At 72.6% G+C, this 18,661-nt stretch carries 15 protein-coding genes; 2 read left to right on the top strand and 13 right to left on the bottom strand.

Going from position 1 to position 18,661, the window contains the following annotated elements; genetic code table 11:
• Nucleotides 1–6 precede the first annotated feature (6 nt).
• Entirely contained in the window at nucleotides 7–669 is a 663-nt protein-coding gene (locus tag ACZ5HG_RS06835; protein WP_464181292.1) for a TetR/AcrR family transcriptional regulator, read from the bottom strand.
• A gap of 133 nt (nucleotides 670–802) precedes the next feature.
• Between ACZ5HG_RS06835 and ACZ5HG_RS06830 the strand changes: the two genes are divergently transcribed.
• Nucleotides 803–2,335 carry an MFS transporter gene (locus ACZ5HG_RS06830; protein WP_464181290.1) on the top strand — a complete coding sequence of 511 codons (1,533 nt, stop codon included), beginning with the start codon at nucleotides 803–805 and terminating at the stop codon, nucleotides 2,333–2,335.
• Between the two features lie 169 nt (nucleotides 2,336–2,504).
• Here the strand turns inward: ACZ5HG_RS06830 and ACZ5HG_RS06825 are convergent, their stop codons facing one another.
• Nucleotides 2,505–2,834, bottom strand: a complete 330-nt coding sequence (locus ACZ5HG_RS06825) for an MGMT family protein (RefSeq protein WP_464181289.1) — start codon at nucleotides 2,832–2,834, stop codon at nucleotides 2,505–2,507.
• Between the two features lies 1 nt (nucleotide 2,835).
• Nucleotides 2,836–3,936, bottom strand: coding sequence for a PP2C family protein-serine/threonine phosphatase (locus ACZ5HG_RS06820; protein ID WP_464181288.1), 1,101 nt, complete (start codon nucleotides 3,934–3,936; stop codon nucleotides 2,836–2,838).
• A gap of 150 nt (nucleotides 3,937–4,086) precedes the next feature.
• Between ACZ5HG_RS06820 and ACZ5HG_RS06815 the strand changes: the two genes are divergently transcribed.
• Nucleotides 4,087–5,361, top strand: coding sequence for a GNAT family N-acetyltransferase (locus tag ACZ5HG_RS06815; protein ID WP_464181286.1), 1,275 nt, complete (start codon nucleotides 4,087–4,089; stop codon nucleotides 5,359–5,361).
• Between the two features lie 105 nt (nucleotides 5,362–5,466).
• On the opposite strand, the gene ACZ5HG_RS06810 is transcribed toward ACZ5HG_RS06815, so the two are convergent.
• The 10 genes from ACZ5HG_RS06810 to ACZ5HG_RS06765 form a co-directional block, all read right to left on the bottom strand.
• On the bottom strand, nucleotides 5,467–6,243 hold the full coding sequence (locus ACZ5HG_RS06810; protein WP_464181285.1) for a TIGR03084 family metal-binding protein: 777 nt from the start codon (nucleotides 6,241–6,243) through the stop codon (nucleotides 5,467–5,469).
• Nucleotides 6,244–6,248: 5 nt separating this feature from the next.
• Complete coding sequence (locus tag ACZ5HG_RS06805) at nucleotides 6,249–7,403, bottom strand: acyl-CoA dehydrogenase (protein WP_464181284.1); 1,155 nt, start codon at nucleotides 7,401–7,403, stop codon at nucleotides 6,249–6,251.
• Between the two features lie 52 nt (nucleotides 7,404–7,455).
• A complete protein-coding gene (locus ACZ5HG_RS06800) occupies nucleotides 7,456–10,101 on the bottom strand; it encodes an AMP-binding protein (protein WP_464181282.1) in 2,646 nt (881 codons plus the stop codon).
• Between the two features lie 7 nt (nucleotides 10,102–10,108).
• Nucleotides 10,109–10,858, bottom strand: coding sequence for an enoyl-CoA hydratase/isomerase family protein (locus tag ACZ5HG_RS06795; RefSeq protein ID WP_464181281.1), 750 nt, complete (start codon nucleotides 10,856–10,858; stop codon nucleotides 10,109–10,111).
• On the bottom strand, nucleotides 10,858–12,945 hold the full coding sequence (locus ACZ5HG_RS06790; RefSeq protein ID WP_464181278.1) for an oxidoreductase: 2,088 nt from the start codon (nucleotides 12,943–12,945) through the stop codon (nucleotides 10,858–10,860). The genes ACZ5HG_RS06795 and ACZ5HG_RS06790 overlap by 1 nt, the downstream gene beginning before the upstream one ends.
• A gap of 88 nt (nucleotides 12,946–13,033) precedes the next feature.
• Nucleotides 13,034–14,326, bottom strand: coding sequence for an MFS transporter (locus tag ACZ5HG_RS06785; protein WP_464181276.1), 1,293 nt, complete (start codon nucleotides 14,324–14,326; stop codon nucleotides 13,034–13,036).
• A 33-nt stretch (nucleotides 14,327–14,359) separates the two neighbouring features.
• A complete protein-coding gene (locus ACZ5HG_RS06780; RefSeq protein WP_464181274.1) occupies nucleotides 14,360–15,580 on the bottom strand; it encodes a CoA transferase in 1,221 nt (406 codons plus the stop codon).
• Between the two features lie 28 nt (nucleotides 15,581–15,608).
• A complete protein-coding gene (locus ACZ5HG_RS06775; RefSeq protein ID WP_464181271.1) occupies nucleotides 15,609–16,847 on the bottom strand; it encodes a CoA transferase in 1,239 nt (412 codons plus the stop codon).
• Between the two features lie 194 nt (nucleotides 16,848–17,041).
• The gene (locus ACZ5HG_RS06770; RefSeq protein ID WP_464181270.1) at nucleotides 17,042–17,347 is read right to left on the bottom strand and encodes a ferredoxin family protein; all 306 of its coding nucleotides are present in this window, start codon (nucleotides 17,345–17,347) and stop codon (nucleotides 17,042–17,044) included.
• On the bottom strand, nucleotides 17,344–18,660 hold the full coding sequence (locus ACZ5HG_RS06765) for an FAD-dependent oxidoreductase (RefSeq protein WP_464181269.1): 1,317 nt from the start codon (nucleotides 18,658–18,660) through the stop codon (nucleotides 17,344–17,346). The genes ACZ5HG_RS06770 and ACZ5HG_RS06765 overlap by 4 nt, the downstream gene beginning before the upstream one ends.
• Between the last annotated feature and the right edge of the window lies 1 nt (nucleotide 18,661).

The following is an 18,661-nucleotide window of genomic DNA, read 5'->3' as shown; positions in this document are numbered from 1 at the left end:
GCCTGCCTACGCGCCGGCGATCAGGGCCGGCTCGGGCACCTGCGTGGTGCGGCCGGTCACCAGCGGGAGGATCACCGCGTCCACCAGCCGCTCGGCGAACTCCTGGTCCATCGGGCGGTGCGCGACGATCTTGCGGTAGTGGATCATCGCGGGGGCGACGGCGGCAATCATGTCGAGATCGGCCTCCGGGGCCACCTCGCCGCGCTCGCGGGCGCGCTCGAGCAGCTGGCGCATCAGGCGCACCCGGCCGCTGACGAACTGCTCGTGGAACACCGCAGCGACCTCGGCGTCCTCACGGATCGCGCTGATCAGCCCGGACATGAGCTCGTCGTTCTTCATCCGCATCGCCATGGTCGCGACGCTGAGCAGGTCCTCGCGCAGGGAGCCGGAGTCGGGCACCTCGGAGATGCTGAGCTGCTTGCTGCACAGCAGGCTGTCGACCGTCAGGCGCACCTTCGACGGCCAGCGGCGGTACACCGTGGACTTGCCGGTGCCGGCGCGCTCGGCGACGGCGTCCATGGTCATCGCCTCGTAGCCGCACTCGGTGAGCAGCTCGCGGGCGGCCTGGAGGATCACCTCGTCCTTGCCGGCGTCACGCCGACGCCCCGGGCGCCGCTGAGGGCTCGGGGACGTGTCGACCTCGGGTACCGCGGCCTCGCTGACGGACATGAGGCTCCTCTCCTCGCCCGCCATTGTGCCGCTGCGCACAGCCTGGATCAAATCGCGACTGCCGGGTATCGAAACTCGCCGGTTCGGTATTACAGTCGGTGCACCGACCCCGACGTCCCACCGGAGCACCACCATGTCCACACCCGCCACCCCCGCCGCGACGACGGCATCCCGTCGCCGCTGGCTCGTGCTCGCCACCGTGGCCCTCGCCCAGCTGATGGTCGTGCTCGACGCCACCATCGTGAACATCGCCATGCCCTCGGCGCAGGCCGAGCTCGGCTTCTCCGACAACGACCGGCAGTGGATCGTCACCGCCTACGCCCTCGCCTTCGGCAGCCTGCTGCTGCTCGGCGGACGCCTGTCCGACATGCTCGGCCGCCGCCGGATGTTCCTGGTCGGCCTGGTCGGCTTCGCCGGCGCCTCGGCCCTCGGCGGCGCCGCCGGCACCTTCGAGCTGCTGGTCGCCGCCCGCGCCCTCCAGGGCGTCTTCGGCGCTGTCCTCGCCCCCGCGGCGCTGTCCGTGCTGACCACGACCTTCCATGACCCGCGCGAGCGCGGCCGCGCCTTCGGCATCTTCGGCGCCATCGCCGGCATGGGCGGCGCGATCGGCCTGCTGCTCGGCGGCTACCTCACCGAGCACTTCGACTGGCGCTGGAACCTCTACGTCAACGTGCCGATCGCCGTGATCGCCCTGGTCGCCGGGATCGTGCTGCTGCCGCGCGCCGGCGGCGTCGCCGGTCACCGCCTGGACGTGCCGGGCGTGATCCTCGGATCCGGCGGTCTGTTCGCGCTGGTGTTCGGCTTCTCGCAGGCCGAGCCGCAGGGCTGGGACTCCGCGCTGACCTGGGGGCCGCTCGCCGCGTCGGTCGTGCTGCTGGTCGGCTTCGTGCTCCGCCAGCGCACCGCCGCCAACGCCGTGCTGCCGCTCGGGGTGATCCTCGACCGCGACCGCGGGGCCTCCTACCTCGCGATCCTGGTCGCCGGCTCCGGCATGTTCGGGGTGTTCCTGTTCCTCACGTACTACCTGCAGAGCACCCTCGACTTCACGCCGATGCGCACCGGCCTCGGGTTCCTGCCGATGGTGGCCTCGATCATCATCACCGCGCAGATCCAGTCGAACCTGCTGATCCCCCGGTTCGGGCCCAAGCTGCTGGTGCCGATCGGCATGCTGCTCGCCGCGACCGGTCTGCTGTCCTTCACGCTGCTGGACGTCGACAGCACCTACCCGCACGTGCTGCCCGGCCTGATCCTCATGGGCATCGGCATGGCGTCGATCATGCCCGCGTCCTTCCAGCTCGCCACGCTGGGCGTCGAGCAGCGGCTCGCCGGCGCGGCCTCCGCGCTGGTGTCCACCAGCCAGCAGGTCGGCGGGGCCATCGGCACGGCGCTGCTCAACACGCTCGCCGCGACCGCGGCCACCGCGTACGTCGCCGACCACGCGCCGGCCACGCCCGAGGTGCTGGCGCAGGCGTCGATCCACTCCTTCGACACCGCCTACGTGTGGTCCGCAGGGATCTTCGTCGGCGGTGCGGTGCTGGCCGCGGTGCTGTTCCGCACCCGGGACGACCGGCGCGCCCGCGTCTCCGCCACCGAGGTCGCCGCTGCCGAGACCCGCGCCGCCGACGCCCCCGCCGCGCCCGCGGAGGCCCCGGTCATCGCGCACTGACCTCGCGCTGCACCTCGCCGAGTTGTCAGCACTTGTCGCTTCCGACGCCCGCGAAGCGACAAGAGCTGACAACTCGGCGTTCGTGCGCGGGTCGCGAGCGGGCAGAGCGGGCGCGGGCGGGCGCGAGCGCGAGCGCGCGGGCGCGGCTGGGTGCGCGGACTCGCGCGGGTCAGTCGTCGGGGAACCAGATGGCGCGGCGCAGGGCGACGCGGGTGCCGTCGGCGGACAGCGGGGTGCCCTCGGCGCGCAGGTTCTCCAGCGCGGCGCGGGCGTGGTGCGCGGGCGGGGCGCCCGAGGCGTTGACCACCCGCCACCACGGCACGTCGGACCCGCCGCGGGACATGATCTGCCCGACCTGACGCGGGCCGCCGCGCGCCGGCTCCCCCGCCGCCACCAGCCGGTCGGCCACGACCTCCGCGATCGTGCCGTAGGTCATCGCCCGCCCGGAGGGGATCTCGGCGACGACGTCGAGCACGGCCTCGAGGTAGTCCAGGTCCACGTCAGTCCCTCCGCACCAGCACGAGCGCGCGGTCGTCGCCCTCGCCGGCGCGCACCTGCGCGAGCACGGCGTCGGCGTCCCCGCGACGGGTCGCGAGCAGGTGCTCGACGGCGCCCATCAGCCGGTCGATCCCCTGGTCCAGGTCCTCCCCCGGCGCCTCGACCAGGCCGTCGGTGTAGAGCAGCAGCACGTCGCCGGGCTCGATCCGCCCGTGCAGCGGCGCGAAGGGCACGTCCTCCACGATCCCCAGCGCGGGGCTGCCGGCGGTGTCCAGCAGCTCGACCAGCCCGGACCCGGCGTGCAGGTGCACCGGCGGCAGGTGGCCGGCGGAGTGGACGGTGAAGTCGCCGGTGGTCAGCGAGACGGTCAGGTGCACGGCGGTGGCGAAGCCCTCGTCCCAGTCCTGCCCGATCAGGTACGCGTTGGCGGCGGGCAGCAGGTCGGCGCTGTCCATCGCGCCGACCAGCCCCGCGAGCGCCCCGGACAGCTGCAGGGAGCGCACCCCCGCCCCCTGGCCCTTGCCGGAGACGTCGACCAGCGCGATCTCCAGCACCTGGCCGTGGGCGCGCGTCGCGGTGACCACGAAGTCGCCGGAGAACGCCTCGGCGTGGGCGGAGCGCAGCGCGGTCTGCACCACCCAGCCGGCGGGCAGCGCCGGGATCGTCCCGTGGGCGGCGAGCCGGTCGCGCAGGTCCACCAGCATGAGGTCGCCGGGGGCGCCCTGGAGGCCGAGCCGGTCCCGGTGCGCGGCGAACAGCAGCAGGGCGACGATCGCGATCCCCTGGAGCACGAAGGTGCCGGGGGTGAAGTCGGCCAGCCCGCCGAGGGTGACGACCAGCACCTGCGCCACGATCGCGGCGCACAGCATGACCATGCCGCGCATCCGGAGCAGGAAGGCGCCGAGCAGCTCGATCAGGATGAACGTCGAGGGCGGCACCCAGGGCCGCGCCAGCACGATCCCGACCGAGGCGGCGAGGGTGAGCGCGATCAGCAGGGTGGTGAGCGCCGGCTGCGAGCCCATCCCCCACCGGTGCAGCCGGGCCCGCACGCGTTCCAGCGCGCTCGTCGCCGAGCGGCGGCGGGGCGGGGACGTCGGGCTCACGCGGCGAGCGTAACCAGCGGCACCGACAGCGGCACAGGGGCGGCGACCGGGCAGGTCCGAGACGCGCGAGCACCTGGCCGATCCCCGGGCGCGACGCCGCCCACCAGGAAAGACGTCGCGCGTGTCGGACCGCCGGGACAGGATGGCGCCATGACCGACGCACCGCAGGGCTACCGCCAGATCACCATCCCCGAGGACCGCCTCCCCGAGTTCCGCACCGTCGAGGAGATGGCCTTCGCCGAGGCCCCGGACCCGGCCGTCGAGGCCGCCGTGCCGTTCACCGTGCCGCTGGACCGCACCCGCGCGATCGAGACCGCGGACGGCGAGCTGGTGGCGGTGCACGGCTCCTACGCGTTCACGCTGCCGGTGCCGGGCGGCGAGGTCCCGTGCGCGGGGCTGACCTGGGTGGGCGTGCGGCCGGACCACCGGCGGCGCGGGCTGCTGTCGACGATGATCCGCAGCCACTTCGCCCGGTCGATCGAGCGCGGCGAGGCCGTGTCGGCGCTGTTCGCCGCCGAGCCCGGGATCTACGGGCGGTTCGGCTACGGCTCGGCGTCCGACAACCTGCGGCTCACGGTGCCCCGCGGGGCGCGGCTGCGCGACGTGCCGGGATCGGCGGACCTCACGGTGCGCTTCGAGCCGCTGGACGCAGAGCAGCACCGCGACCTGGTGGACGCCGTGCAGATCGCCGCCGGTCAGGGCCGTCCGGGCTGGGTGATCCGGTCGAACGACGCGCAGCGGATCGCCGCGGTGGCCGACCCGCCGGCCTGGCGGCAGGGCGCGGAGCCGGCGCGGCTGGTGACGGTGCGGGACGCGCAGGGCGAGCCGCGGGCGTACGCGATCCTGCGCCGGACCGAGAAGTGGCCGGACAACAACCCGGAGTACACGGTGGCGGTGAACAAGTCGGCGGCGGTGGACGCGGCGGCGGCGCACCGGCTGTGGTCGTTCCTGCTGGACCTCGACCTGGTGACCACGCTGACCACCGGCATGCTCGCGGTGGACGACCCGCTGCTCGGGATGCTGGTGGACGTGCGCCGCACGGTGCCGAAGGTGACGGACAACCTCTGGGTGCGGCTGCTGGACGTGCCGGCCGCGCTGGCCGGGCGCCGGTACGCGGCCCCGCTGGACGTGACGATCGCGGTGACCGACGCGCACCTGCCGGCGAACGCGGGCACCTGGCGGCTGGTCACCGGCGAGGCCGGCGCCGACGGCACCTACCCGGCGCGCGTCGAGGCGGCGGCCGCCGAGGGCGAGGCGGACCTCACGCTGGACGTGCGCGAGCTCGGCGCGGCCTACCTCGGCGGGCGGTCGCTGACCGCGCTGGCCGGGGCCGGGCAGGTCCGGTCGCGCACCCCGGCCGCCCTGCACGCCGCGAGCGCCGCCTTCGGCTGGCCGGTCGCGCCCGTCTGCCCCTGGGTGTTCTGAGACCTGCCCCGGCGCCCGCCGGTCCCCGGTGAGGTTGCACGAATGCAGGCTTCCCGAGCCAGGAAGCCTGCATCCGTGCAACCTCGGCGTCTGCGCGCCGCGCGCTCAGCCCGCGTAGGGGACGGGGGCGGGGCTGGCGTCGCCGGCGAAGGTCTGCACGATCGTCGCGTAGCGCTGCGCCTCGGCGCCGACGACCTCCAGCGCCGTGTCCTGCCAGACGCGCCGACGGACCGCGACCAGGGCCCAGTCGCGTGCGGTGCCGCGGATCACGTCGGCGGCACCCTCCTCACCACGGGCCCAGACAGCGCCCGAGGGCAGCGTGACCTCGACGCGCACCGGCGTCTCCGGCAGGTCGAGCCCGTTGATCCGGTACGCGTTGGGCCGCGCCTGCCAGGACAGGAACAGGGTGTGCGCGATCCGGTCCCTGACCACCGGCTCGATGCCGAGGGCGTCGTACAGGTCGACCGAGTGCGCCCACAGCTCCATCAGCCGCGCGGAGGCGAGCGAGCGTGCGGACATCGGCAGGCCGGGCGCCCACGGGATGCGTGCCTTGGGGTCCTGGTCGAGGAACGCGCACACCAGACGGCTGCGGGTGCGGCGCCAGAACGCCAGCACCTCGGCGCCGGGCCGGTCGCGGTACCGCGTGACGCGGTGCACCTCGTCGTGGCCGAACTCGGCGTCGGCGAGGGTCTTCACGTCCGGGGCCACCCCGAGCATCATCTGCATGGCCGCCCAGTCGAACGCCGCGAGGTGCAGCAGCTCGTCCTTGAACGTCCAGTCGCAGGTGGCGGCCTGCCGGTCCCAGTCGGCCTCGGTGAAGCCGTCCATGAGCGTGTCGACCTGGGCCTGCTCGGCGATCAGGTCGGTGACGATGGCGTCCACGGCGCTCAGTCCCGGAACTGCTTGAGGATGCTGCGACCGGCGATGTGGATCATCACCTCGTCGGTGCCACCGCCGATCCGGTGCACGCGGGCGTCGACCCACAGCCGCGAGACGCGGGCGTCGGTGGTGTAGCCGATGCCGCCCATGATCTGCAGCGCGTCGTCGATCACCTCGTTGGCGGCCTGCGCGCAGTACAGCTTGGCGAGCGCCGAGTCGATCTGCACCGGGATGCCGTTGTCGATCTCCCACGCCGTCTTGTAGACCAGACCGCGCATGTTCTCGATCTTGATCTTCATCATGGTGATCTTCTGCTGGATCAGCTGGAAGGAGCCGATCGGCTTGCCGAACTGCATGCGCTGGGTGGCGTAGCGGGCGGCGTCGCCGAAGGCGCACTCGGCCATGCCGAGCAGGGACGCGGCCATCAGCAGGCGCTCGACCTCGAAGTTGATCATGGCCTGCATGAAGCCGTTGCCCTCGACGCCGACGAGGTCCTTCTCCTCGACCTCGACCTCGTCCAGGTAGACCTCGCAGGTGTCCATCATGTGCCAGCCGATCTTCTTCAGCGGCTCGATGGTCACGCCCGGGGCGTCCATCCGCATCCACCACATGGTGAAGGCGTTCTTCTTCGTCGAGTCCTCGGGCGCGTCCGCGTCCTTCGCGAGGCAGAGCATGTAGGTCGACCGCAGCGCGTTGCTCATGAACGTCTTGTGGCCGTTGAGGTAGACCTTGCCGTCGCGGCGGGTGAACGTGGTCGCGATGGCGGAGGAGTCGGAGCCGGCCTGCGGCTCGGTGAAGCCGAGCACGAAGCCGACGCGCCCGTTCATCACCTCGCCCATGCACTGCTCCTTCTGCTCCTCGGAGCCGAACTCGAGCATGTCGGCGATCGACAGCGCCTGGCCGAACGCGAAGTGCGGGCCGCCGTGCTTGGTGATCTCCTCGGCGACCAGCATGAGCGTGGTGGTGTCGACCGGGGTGCCGCCGTGCTCCTCGGGCACGCCGAGGGAGGTGAAGCCGGCCTCGGTCAGCGCGTCGATGAACTCCTGCGGGTAGCGGCTGTTCTCGTTGCACTCCTTCATGTAGTCCTCGGTGCAGGAGCGCGCCATCACCTCCCGGAGGCTGTCGAGGAGCAGGTTCTGCTCGTCGGTGATGCTGAAGTCCATGGTGGTGCCTCTCGTCGGTGCTGACAGCAGGGGTGCGCGCGGGGGCGCGGGATCAGGCGGTGGGGACGTGGCCGGTGGCCCCGTCGGGACGCGGGACGCGACGGATCTCGCCGACGCCGACCAGGTGGTCCAGGTGCGCGAGGGTCTCGGTGGCGAGCAGCCAGCGCAGGCCGGCGGGGGCGCGGTCCCACGGGCCGGGGGCGCTGCTCCACCGCAGGGAGCGGGCGATCTCGGCGGCGGTCGGCGCCTCTCCCCCGGCGACCAGCGCGCGCACCGCGTCGAGCCGGGTCTCGTGGTGCCGGCGCAGCGCGGCGATCCGCGCGGAGGCGTCGCCCTGCGGGTCGCCGTGCCCGGGCAGGCAGCGGTCGATCTCCAGCGCGGCCAGCCGGTCCAGGCTCGCCAGGTACGCGGTCAGCGCCCCGGCACCCGGATCGGCGGACCCGCCCGGTGCGCCGAGCGTGGGCGGCGACAGGTGGAACAGCACGTGGTCGCCGGACAGCAGCAGCCGGCGGTCCTCCTGGTACAGGCACAGGTGCCCGGCGGCGTGACCGGGGGTGGCGAGCACGGTGTAGTCGTGGCGGCCGACCCGCAGGCGCTCGCCGTCGGCGACCGGCCGGATCGCAGCATCCGCGGCAGCCGCAGGGATCACGCGGACGCGCATGGCGTCGAGGTCACGCGCCTCCTCGGCGCCGAACCCGGCGGCGACGAAGCGTGCGACGCAGGCGGCGGAGGTCTCCGGCGCCCACCAGTCGCGGAGCAGGTCGACCAGCGCGGCCGAGGCGAGCACGGTCGGGCCGGTGCCGGGCTGCGCCGCGACCGGCGCCCCGCCCGCCCCGGCCAGCCGCACCGCCCCGCCGAGGTGGTCGGCGTGCTCGTGCGTCACCAGCACCCGCGAGCGGGCGAGGTCCACGCCGAGCCGGTCCAGCGCCCCGCGCAGCACGGCGAGCGACGCGGGGTCGTCCGCGCCGGGGTCCACGATCAGCGCCCCGCCGTCCCCGTCGGGCAGCACGTAGCAGGCGGTGCTCCGCTCGAAGCCCTCGCTGAGCGGCAGGGCCACCCGGTACACGTCGGGGTCGATGCCGACCTGGGTGCAGACGTCCTCGCCGGCGGTCCGCAGGTCGCGTCGGCGCTGCGCCTCGGCGAGCACCCGGACCCGGTCGATCTTGCCGGAGTAGTCGCGGCCCAGGCTCTCCAGGACCTCCAGGTGCCGGGGCTTCTTGTAGGACGCCATCCGGGCGCGGCAGAAGTCCTGCAGCTCGTCCAGGGTGAGCGTGGCGCCGGGCACCAGCTCGACGGCGACCGCGACGACCTCGCCGAGGCGGGGGTCGGGCACGCCGTGCACCAGGGCGTCGCGGACCGCGGGGTGGGAGCGGACGACGCCCTCGACCTCGCCGACGAAGACGTTCTCGCCGCCGGACTTGACCAGGTCGCGCTTGCGGGAGCGCAGGTAGAGGTAGCCGTCGGCGTCGCGCTCCATCATGTCGCCGGTGCGCAGCCAGCCGTCGGCGGTGAACGCGCCGCAGGTGAGCTCGGGCTGCTGGTGGTAGCCGCGCATGACGGCGACGGAGCGCACGGCCCCCTCGCCGATCACGCCGGGGCCGACCTCGGCGCCCTGCTCGTCCAGGATCCGCAGCTCCAGGTAGGGCTGCGGGCGGCCGATGCTGGCGATCCGGGGGTGCTCGGTCTCGGCCATCTCGCGGGTGAGCACCAGGCTGGTGCCGAGGCCGGACTCGGTCTGCCCCCAGCCGTACAGCACCCGCGCCTGCGGGAAGTGCCGGTGCATCCGGCGCACGATCTCCGGGGTGGTGGCGCCCGCGCTGCTCTGCACGAGCCGCACCGAGGTCAGGTCGTGCTCGTCGATCGCGGGGTGGTCCATCAGCCGCGCGTAGGTGGTCGGCGGCAGCAGGATCATGTACGACACCCGGTGCCGCTCGATCGCGTCCAGGATCACCTCGGGCCGGAACTTGTCGACCAGCACGACGGTGGCGCCGCAGGCGAAGGACATGCAGAACCAGTCGTGGCCGCCGTGGTGCTCCAGCGGGCACTGGATCAGCACGATCTTGCTCGGGTCCTGGTCGAGGCCGTTGGACAGGTAGGTGCCCTCGATCTCCACCAGGTCCGCGCGGTGGGTGCGCTCGACGCCCTTGGGCACGCCGGTGCTGCCGCCGGTGTACTGGATGCGCGAGACGGCGTCCGGATCGGGCTCCGGCAGGTCCGGGACCACCCCGTCCGGCACCGCCTCGGCCAGCGCCGTCAGGCACTCCGCGGAGTCGAGGGCCGCGTCCGTGCACAGCAGCACGCGCAGGTCGGGCACCTCGGCTCGCGCCTCGGCCACCCGCTCGGCGGCGGCCTGCGGGAACACCAGCACGGTCGACCCGGAGGCGCGTAGCAGGTAGGCGACCTCGGCGGCGCAGCACCGGTAGTTCAGCGGCACCGCGACCGCCCCGACCGCCTGGATCGCGTAGTAGAGCTCGACCAGGTCGCGCCCGTTGGGCAGCAGGTACGCCACCCGGTCCCCCGCCCGCACGCCGCGGGCGAGCAGCACGTGCGCCACCTGCTCGATGCGTCGGGCCACCTGCGCGTAGGTGAGCGCGACGTCGCCGTGCACGATCGCGAGCCGGTCCGGGTGCCGGCGCGCGGCAGCGACGAACGGCTCGGCCATCGACCGCATCGACGAGGGCGGGGGGATCGGGATCACGGCGCCGCTACTTCCCCGGCCCGCCGGCGAACGGACCCGTGGCGGTGCAGAACGGCGAGGCGGTGGCCTCGGCCTGGAGCACCTGCGCCAGCCCGGGATCGGCGGCGGCGTTCATGATGCTCTTGGTGATCTGCACCGACAGCGGCGGCATCCCGGCGACCTGCCGGGCCAGCGCGAGCGTGCCGGTCTCCAGGTCGGCGGCGGGCAGCACCCGGTTGGCGATGCCGAGCCGCAGCAGGTCGTCGCCGGTGAGCCGCTCGCCGAGGAACAGGATCTCCTTGGCGCGCTGCTGACCGACCAGGTCGGGCAAGAACTTCATCATGCCCATCTCCGGCACGATCCCGATCTGGCAGAACGCCGGCACGATCGTCGCGCGGTCGCTCACCACCACCAGGTCGCTCGCCAGCATCAGGCTGAACGCCCCGCCCACCGCGTAGCCGTCGACCATGGCGATCACCGGGGTGGCGATCTGCCGGAGGGTCTCGGTGGCGCGCAGGTAGCGGCGCAGCTGCTCGCGGGCCCGGGCGATCGTCGCCTCCTCGGGCGGCGTCTGCGTGAGGTCACCGCCGGAGGAGAAGTGCTCCCCCGCGCCGCGCAGCACGACCACCCGCACGTCCGGGTCGTCGTCGCAGGCGATCAGCAGCTCGCGCAGCCGGTCCATCATCACCGCGCTGATCGCGTTCTTCTTGCGCGGCTGGTTGAGCACCACGACGGCGACGCCGTCCTCGGGGCGCTCCAGGAAGACGGTCTCGTCCATCAGATCCGCACCGCCGCCTGGTAGCCGGCCTTGGTCGCGTCGGCGATCCGGCCCGGGCTGCGGCAGTCGCCCGCCGCGTAGACCTCGATGCCCATCTTCTCGATCTCGGTGAACAGGTCCATGTTCGGCTGGAAGCCCAGCGTCACGGCGACGGTCTTGGCCTTGGCCTCCACCGGCTGCTCGCCCTCGGGGGTCTGCTGCATGCCGCGCACGCCGTCCGGGGTGATCTCGGTGACCCGGGTGGAGGGGTAGGTGGTGACCTTCGGCGACTTCTTGAACGCCGAGGTGACGTGGAACCGGTCGGAGGCGCCCACGTCGTAGCCGATCTTCTTGCCCTCCTCGAAGATCGTCGTGGTGCGCGGGCTGTGCATGGTCAGCTCGCCGAGCTCGCAGCCGGGCAGGCCGCCGCCGATGATCGCCACCGAGCCGCGCAGCGGCCACGGGCTGTACTTCGTCGCCACCCGGGCGAAGCCGGGCGTGTAGTACATCCGCAGCACGACGGCTCCGGCCTTCCACATGAACGAGTTGATCAGGCCGGACTTCTTCGGCGGGTTGCCGGACAGCATCTGCAGGAAGTCGTGCGAGGTGACGACGTTGCGCCCCTCCACGCCCGGCACGTCGATGCCCTGGGGCTCGCCGCCGTTCGCCACGATCACCGCGTCCGGCTTCACCTGGCGGACCAGGTCGGGGGTGACCGGGGTGCGCAGCCGGATCTTCACCTCGGGGTGCTTGCGCAGCTGGACCTTGTAGTACGACAGCAGCCGCTCGTGCAGGGGGGAGAAGATCGAGGACATCTTGACCGAGCCGCCGATGCGCGGGCCGAGCTCGTAGACGGTGACGTCGTGGCCGCGCTCGCTGGCGGTGAGCGCCGCGCGCAGCCCGCCGGGGCCGGAGCCGACGACCATGACCTTCTTGCGGGTGGTGGCCGGCGGCACGGTGAGGGTGTCGAGCTCCGGGCCGAGGCGCGGGTTCATCCCGCACTTCTCCAGCGGCAGCTCCTTGCCGACCACGTCGTCCAGGCACCGGTTGCAGCAGATGCACATGGCGATGTCCTCGGCGCGGTCCTCGATCACCTTGCGCGGGAACTCCGGGTCGGCGATCGAGTAGCGCAGGCCGCCGATGACGTCGGCCTTGCCCTCGCGCAGGATCTGCTCCATCACCTGCGGGTCGGTCTCGCGGTAGGCGGTGACCACCGGCTTGGTGGCGACCGTCTTGATCTGCTCCGAGATCCACGACCACTGGCCGTCCTTGACCTGCTTGGTGGTCAGCGGCACCGAGGTCTCGTGCCAGCCGACGGCCAGGTCGTGCAGGTCGGCACCGGCACGCTCCAGGTGGGGCACGACCTCCAGCGACTGCTCGATGGTGTGGCCCTCGCCGTGCGGGCTCTTCACGTATTCGACCGGCGACCAGCGCACCAGGATCGGGAAGTCCGGGCCGACCAGCGCGCGGATCTCGCTGATCACCTCGACGGTCAGGCGGACCCGGTTCTCCAGGCTGCCGCCGTACTGGTCGGTGCGGTTGTTGGTCGCGGGCGACAGGAACCGGTTGAGGATGCCGCCGACACCGGCCATCACCTCGACGCCGTCCCAGCCGGCGGCCTGCATCACGCGCACGCAGTTGACGAACTGCTGCGTGAAGATCTCGATGTGCTCACCGGTCATCGCCCGGAACGGGCCCATGAACGGCAGGATCGAGATGTCCGAGGGGCCCCAGGGGTGCTCGTCCTCGTCGGCCTTGGTCTTCCAGTCGTGCACGAAGTACGGCTGCCCGACGATCAGCCCGCCGTGCTTGTGCACCGCGTCGGCCATCTGCGCCAGGTGCGGGATGCAGGTGTCGTCGTAGGAGCCCGGGATCGGCGACATGCCGGGGTGGGCCTCGCTGCGCTCGTGCGGGCAGATCGTCTGCACGATCATCGCGGTCTGGCCGGCGGCGCGCTGCTCCAGGTAGTTGAGGAACCGCTGCGTGGGGCGGGAGTCCTTGTCGGTGTACCCGGCGCCCGGGGACATCGAGGTCGTCATCATCCGGTTCTTCAGGGTGACGCCCCCGACCCGGACGGGAGAGGAGAGGTGGGGGAAGTCCCGGCCCATGGCGAGTGGTTCCTTTCGTGGGTACAGCGGTGAGGAGTGGCCGGCGGGGCGGTCGGGGGTGGCCGCCCCGCCGGACGGATGGTGCGCCTCAGCGACCGGCGGCGACCGGCACGGGTGCGGTGGACGGCGACCAGCTGCGGCGCGCGGTGCGGGCGATGATCGGGACGATCACGGCGGTGGCGACGTACATGCCGATCACCAGGACGAACGCCGGGGTGAACGAGCCGGACAGGTCGTAGATCCGCGCGTAGAGCAGCGCGGCGGCACCGGAGAAGATGAAGATGCCGGTGGAGACCCAGGAGTAGATGTCCGAGTAGTTCGCGGTGCCGAAGCCCTCGCGGGCCAGCAGCGGCGGGATCAGGGTGAGCGCGGAGTACGCGACGCCGAACACGCCCATGCCGACGAAGAAGATCGCGGCGGTGGAGCCGGACAGGATCGCGGCGGTCAGACCGCCCGCGCCGCAGACTCCCGCGACGACGCCGGAGATCTTGGCGCCCACCCGGTCGCTGAGCCAGCCCAGGAAGAACTTCCCGAGCGTGCCGCCGACCATGATGATCGACACCGCGGTCGCACCCGCGTCGGCACCCAGGTCACCGGTGGCCGCGAAGGACGGGATCTGCTGGAAGAAGGACGCCCCCAGGCAGAACATGCCGGCGACCAGGATCAGCAGGTAGAACGCCGGGGAGCGCTTGGCCTGGGCGAGGGTGGCGCCCTCGGCAGCGGGGGCCGGGGCGGCGGCGGTCGTGGCGGCCTCGGCGGCCTCCTGCTCGGCGCCCCAGGGCTGCATGCCCATCGACGCCGGGTCGCGCCGGACGAACAGCGCCGCCAGCACGGTCGGGACGACGGTGATCACGATGCCGAAGACGGTGCGGGCGTACTGCCAGCCGTGGTTCTCGATCAGCGACTGCGCGACCGGGCTCATGATCGCCGCGATCAGGCTGAGCGTGGCGCCGGCGATGCCGAGGGCCAGGCCGGTGCTGCGGCGGAACCACGCGTTGATCAGCGTCGGCACGGCCAGGAACATGAAGAACGAGCAGCAGATGCCGTAGATCACGCCGTACAGGTGCCACTGCCACGGCTGGTCGGCGTAGGCGGTCCAGATCGTCGCCAGGCCGTACACCAGCGCGGAGGCGGTGAGCACCCAGCGCGGGTTGTACTTCTTCATGATCCGGGCGGCCACCGGCGTGAACACCGCGGCGACCCAGGGCTGGATCGTCATGTAGAGCGTGGCGGTGGTGCGGTCCCAGCCGAACTCGTCCATCACCGGGGTGACGAACAGGCCGGAGGTGTTGCCGACGACCCCGACCGGGATCGCGTAGAAGCCGATGCATGCCAGGACGATCAGCCAGGCATAGGTCGACCTGCGGGTAGATCCGCTCATGGTTCTGTGACCTTCTTCTCGAAGAGGTGTGCGCTACGCCGGTGCGCCGTCGCCGAGGACGTACGCCGCGTACAGGGCGTCGATCTCCTCGTCGGAGTAGCGGTGCTCCCGCAGGACCGACCGGGTGTCGTGGTCGTAGGGCGCGCCACCGCGCACGGTCCGGCTGGGGTTGTTGCGGAACCGCGGGACCGGGGCGACGCCCTGGACGGTCTCGCCGGTCTGGATGTCCTCCCAGGACTCGAAGACGCCGCGCGCCTGGTAGTGGGAGTTCTCCTGCATCATGCGGTAGTCCATGATCGGGCTGAGAGCCACGCCCAGCGGGCCCAGCTCGGCCTCGACCTCCGCCACCGTGCGCTCGGCGCAGTACGCCTCGAGCGCGGTGGTGAACTTGCGGGCGCGCTCCGGCTTGTCGCGGGTGATCGACTGGATGACGCCCTCGAAGTCGGGGTCGTCGCCCAGGCCGAACAGCTCGATCATCGAGCGGATGCCGCGGGCGCCGCCGACGGCGATGAAGATCCAGCCGTCCTTGCAGCGCTCGGTGCCGTTGCACGCGCCGACGGTGTCCAGGTTGCCCATCCGGGGCGCCTGGAGGCCCTTGTTCAGGCCGTCGGACAGGTAGGACGCCTGGAGGCGGACCAGGGTCTCGAACTGCGCCAGGTCGACGCTCTCGCCCTTGCCGGTCTCCCGGGCGCGGATCACGCCGGCCAGCGCCGACCAGGCACCGAACAGGCCGGTCACGAAGTCGCCGGTGTAGGGCTTGGTGACGTACGGCGGCATCGGGTCCGGGAAGCCGTTGATCGCCAGGTAGCCGCTGAACGCCTGACCGATCGAGTCGTAGGACGCCCGGCGCAGGTACGCCGGGTCGCCGGACAGGCCGAAGCCGGAGATGTGCACGATCACCAGGCGCGGGTTGACCTCCCACAGCACCTCGTCGGTGAGGCCCCACTGCGCCCAGGTGCCGCCGCGGGAGGACTCGACCAGCAGGTCGGCGTCCTCGATCAGCCGGAACAGCACCGCGCGACCCTGCTCGGTGGGGATGTTCAGCGTGATCGAGCGCTGGTTGCGGCGCTCCTGCGACCAGGACTGCGGCCAGAGCCGGTACATGTCCGGGACCTTGGTGCTCTCCACCTGGATCACGTCCGCGCCCTGCTCGGCGAACAGCTCGCACATGAACGGGCCTGCCACCACCGAGGAGGCGTTGATGACCTTGAGCCCCTGCAGGGTGCCGAAGCCGGTGCCGTCCGGGTTCTTCATGGTGTGGTGCCTTTCGTCGAACCGGCGCTCAGGCGCCGGTGGTCTCGGAGTAGGGGGCGGAGGCGAGCACGCCGGCGGCGACCATGCGGGCGCGGGTGGCGGCGGTGACGGCGAGCTCGTCCAGCAGGTCGTCGTTGTCCTGGCCGATCGTGGGGGCGCCGCGCCAGACGCGTCCGGGGTGCCGGGTCAGCTCGGGCACGACCTTGACGCCGGGCACGGTGGTCTCGCCGTCGGCGGCGGTCCACTCGGTGAACACCCCGCGCGCCCGGTAGTGCGGGTGCTCGCGGGCGGCGGCGTAGTCCATCAGCCGCGAGCTCGGGATGCCGTGCTCGGCCAGCACGTCCTCGACCTCGGCGGCGGTGCGCGCGCCGATGAACGCGGCCCAGGCCTCCTCGATCACCGCGGCGGCCTCGGTGTCGACCGGCACCAGCCCGGCGCCGGCCGGGAACAGGTCGGTGCGCTCGGCCAGCCCGAGCAGCGCCACGGTGCGCTGCACCACGCCGGGGCCGAGCACCAGCACGTAGACCTCCTCGCCGTCGCCGCACACGTAGGTGCCGTAGACGGCGCAGATCAGCGAGTGGTCACCCTCCTTGACGTAGTCCAGGCCGTAGCGCAGGTAGTCCGTCGGGTAGTTGGCCTGCACGCGCATCATCGCCTCGAACTGCGCGATGTCGATGCTCTCGCCCTTGCCGGTCTCCTGACGCTTCACCAGCGCGGCGTTCGCCATGCCGAAGGCGTAGAACGCGGCGGTGTAGTCGGCGGGGAACGGCATCGCGGGTACCGAGCGCTGGCCCGGCAGGCCGTTCATCCGCATGGCACCGCTGAACGCCTGGGCGATCGGGTCGTAGGACGGGCGGCGGGTGTACCGCTCGTCGCCGGTCTGGCCGAAGCCGGAGATGTGCGCGATCACCAGTCCCGGGTTGCGCTCCCAGAGCACCTCGTCGGACAGGCCGATCCGCGCCCAGCGACCGCCGGTGGACGCTTCGATCAGCACGTCGGTGCCGGCCAGCAGGTCCATCAGCACGGCCCGGCCGTCCGGGTCCATGTAGTTCAGCGCCAGGCTGCGCATGTTCCGGCGGTCCTGCTGCCAGGCGCCGGAGCGCCGGGAGGTGCGGGCGGTGTCGACGCTGGCGGGGTTCTCCAGCCAGATCACGTCGGCGCCGTGCTCGGCGTACAGCTGGGCGGCGAAGGGGGCGGCCACGGACAGCCCCGTCATCACGACCCGGATCCCGGACAGCAGCCCGAACTCGGGCCGAGACTCGCTCACCACGTGCCACCTCTCGTCGTCCTCGACGCGTGCTTTCTCGCGTCGAACCTATTGCGTGCTTATCCGGTTCAGAGGGACCTACGTCCCCATTCTGGAACACATTTCGGACATTCCTCAGGTCGGGTCGGGCGGAGCCCCGTCAGCTCCGCCCGACCCGGTCTCGCACCGGGTCGCGCGGGTTGCCCGCGACCCGGTCATCCCTCGCGGAACTGCACCCCGTAGCCACCCCGGGGGTAGTGCCACCGCAGCGCACCGGGCGCCGCGACGGCCAGGCAGGTCCCGCACTCCAGGCAGGCCGCCGCCTCCACCAGCACCTCGCCGGCGGGGCCGCGGCTGTACACCTCGGCCGGGCACACCGCGATCAGCCGGTCACCGGTGCCGGTCGCCCGGCACAGCTCCTGGTCGACCTCGATGTGCGGTTCTTCCTCGTCGACCTCGAACCGATTCAGACCCAGCCGGGCCGGAACCGTCGGGACGTCCAGCACCACGATCGAGCTCACAGCGCCCGCACCCCCGCCCATCCGTCACGCACCAGGTCCCGCGTGCGCACCCCCGAGCGACGCAGCGCGCGCAGCGCCGTGCTCGTCAGGTGCCGCCGCGGCGTCGTGTCCAGGCTGAACACGTCGTGCAGCACGTCCGCCGCCAGGTCCCCGTAGGGCCCGTACATGCCCGGACGCTCCAGGAACGCCGGCGCCTTCGCGTAGGTCGTCAGGTCCTGCCCGACGAAGGACGCGAACAGCCGCTCGCGGTAGCCGGCCAGCCCCGACGCCGAGGTGTCCCCCGCCGCCAGCGCCGCCACCAGCGCGTCCGAGGCGGCGATCGCCGACCCGATCGCCAGGTCCATGCCGCGCACGGTCAGCCCGGAGTTGATCGTCAGACCGGCGGCGTCCCCGACCACGACCAGGCCGTGCGTCGCGATCTCGCCGACCATCGCCAGCCCGCCCTCGGCCACCAGGTGGGAGCCGTACTCGACGATCTCGCCGCCGCGCAGGTAGGGCGCCAGCGCCGGGTGCCGGTAGCAGTGGTCGAAGACCTCCGAGGACTGCTTCCCGGACTTCACCAGGTCGTCCAGCCGCAGCACCACGCCGAAGGACAGCGTGTCGGTGTTCGTGTAGAGGAACGCGCCGCCGCCGATGCCCTGCGTGCAGTCCCCCACCAGCGCGTGCGCGGCCCCCTCGTCGCCGGAGACGGAGAACCGGTCCTCGATCGTGGTGCGCGGCAGGCTGATCACGGCCTTCACGCCGACCGCCAGGTGGTGCTCCGGCGGCTGGGGCCGCAGGCCGATCGACCGGGCCAGGAACGAGTTGACCCCGTCCGCCGCCACGACCACCCGGGCGCGCAGCTCGTCGTCACCGGCGCGCACGCCGACCACGCGAGGCGTGCCGTCCGGGCCGGGCTCGGTCAGCAGCGCGTCCACCCGCACGCCCGGCATGAGGAACACCCCGGCGGCCTCGGCCTGCTCGGCCAGCCACGCGTCGAACTTCGCGCGCAGCACGGTCACCGCGTTCACCGGCGCCGCCAGCCGCGCCGAGGCGTAGTCCAGCGACACCGTCGAGTCCCCGGTGACGAAGGTCGTCACGTGCCGGGTGATCCGCCGCTCCACCGGCGCCTCGTCGGCGAACCCCGGGAACACCTGGTCCAGCACCCGGCCGTACAGCACGCCGCCGGACAGGTTCTTGGACCCCGGCGCCTCGCCGCGCTCGATCAGCACCACCGAGTGCCCGGCCTGCGCCAGGCGGTAGGCGGTCACCGATCCCGCGGGTCCGCCGCCGACGACGATGACGTCGAAGTCCGGCTCCTGCTCCTCCGTCATG

The organism is Cellulomonas sp. GTC20042 (genome assembly GCF_055389595.1).
The sequence above is the reverse complement of the archived record's forward strand: the minus strand, read 5'-3'. Positions and strand labels throughout refer to the sequence as shown.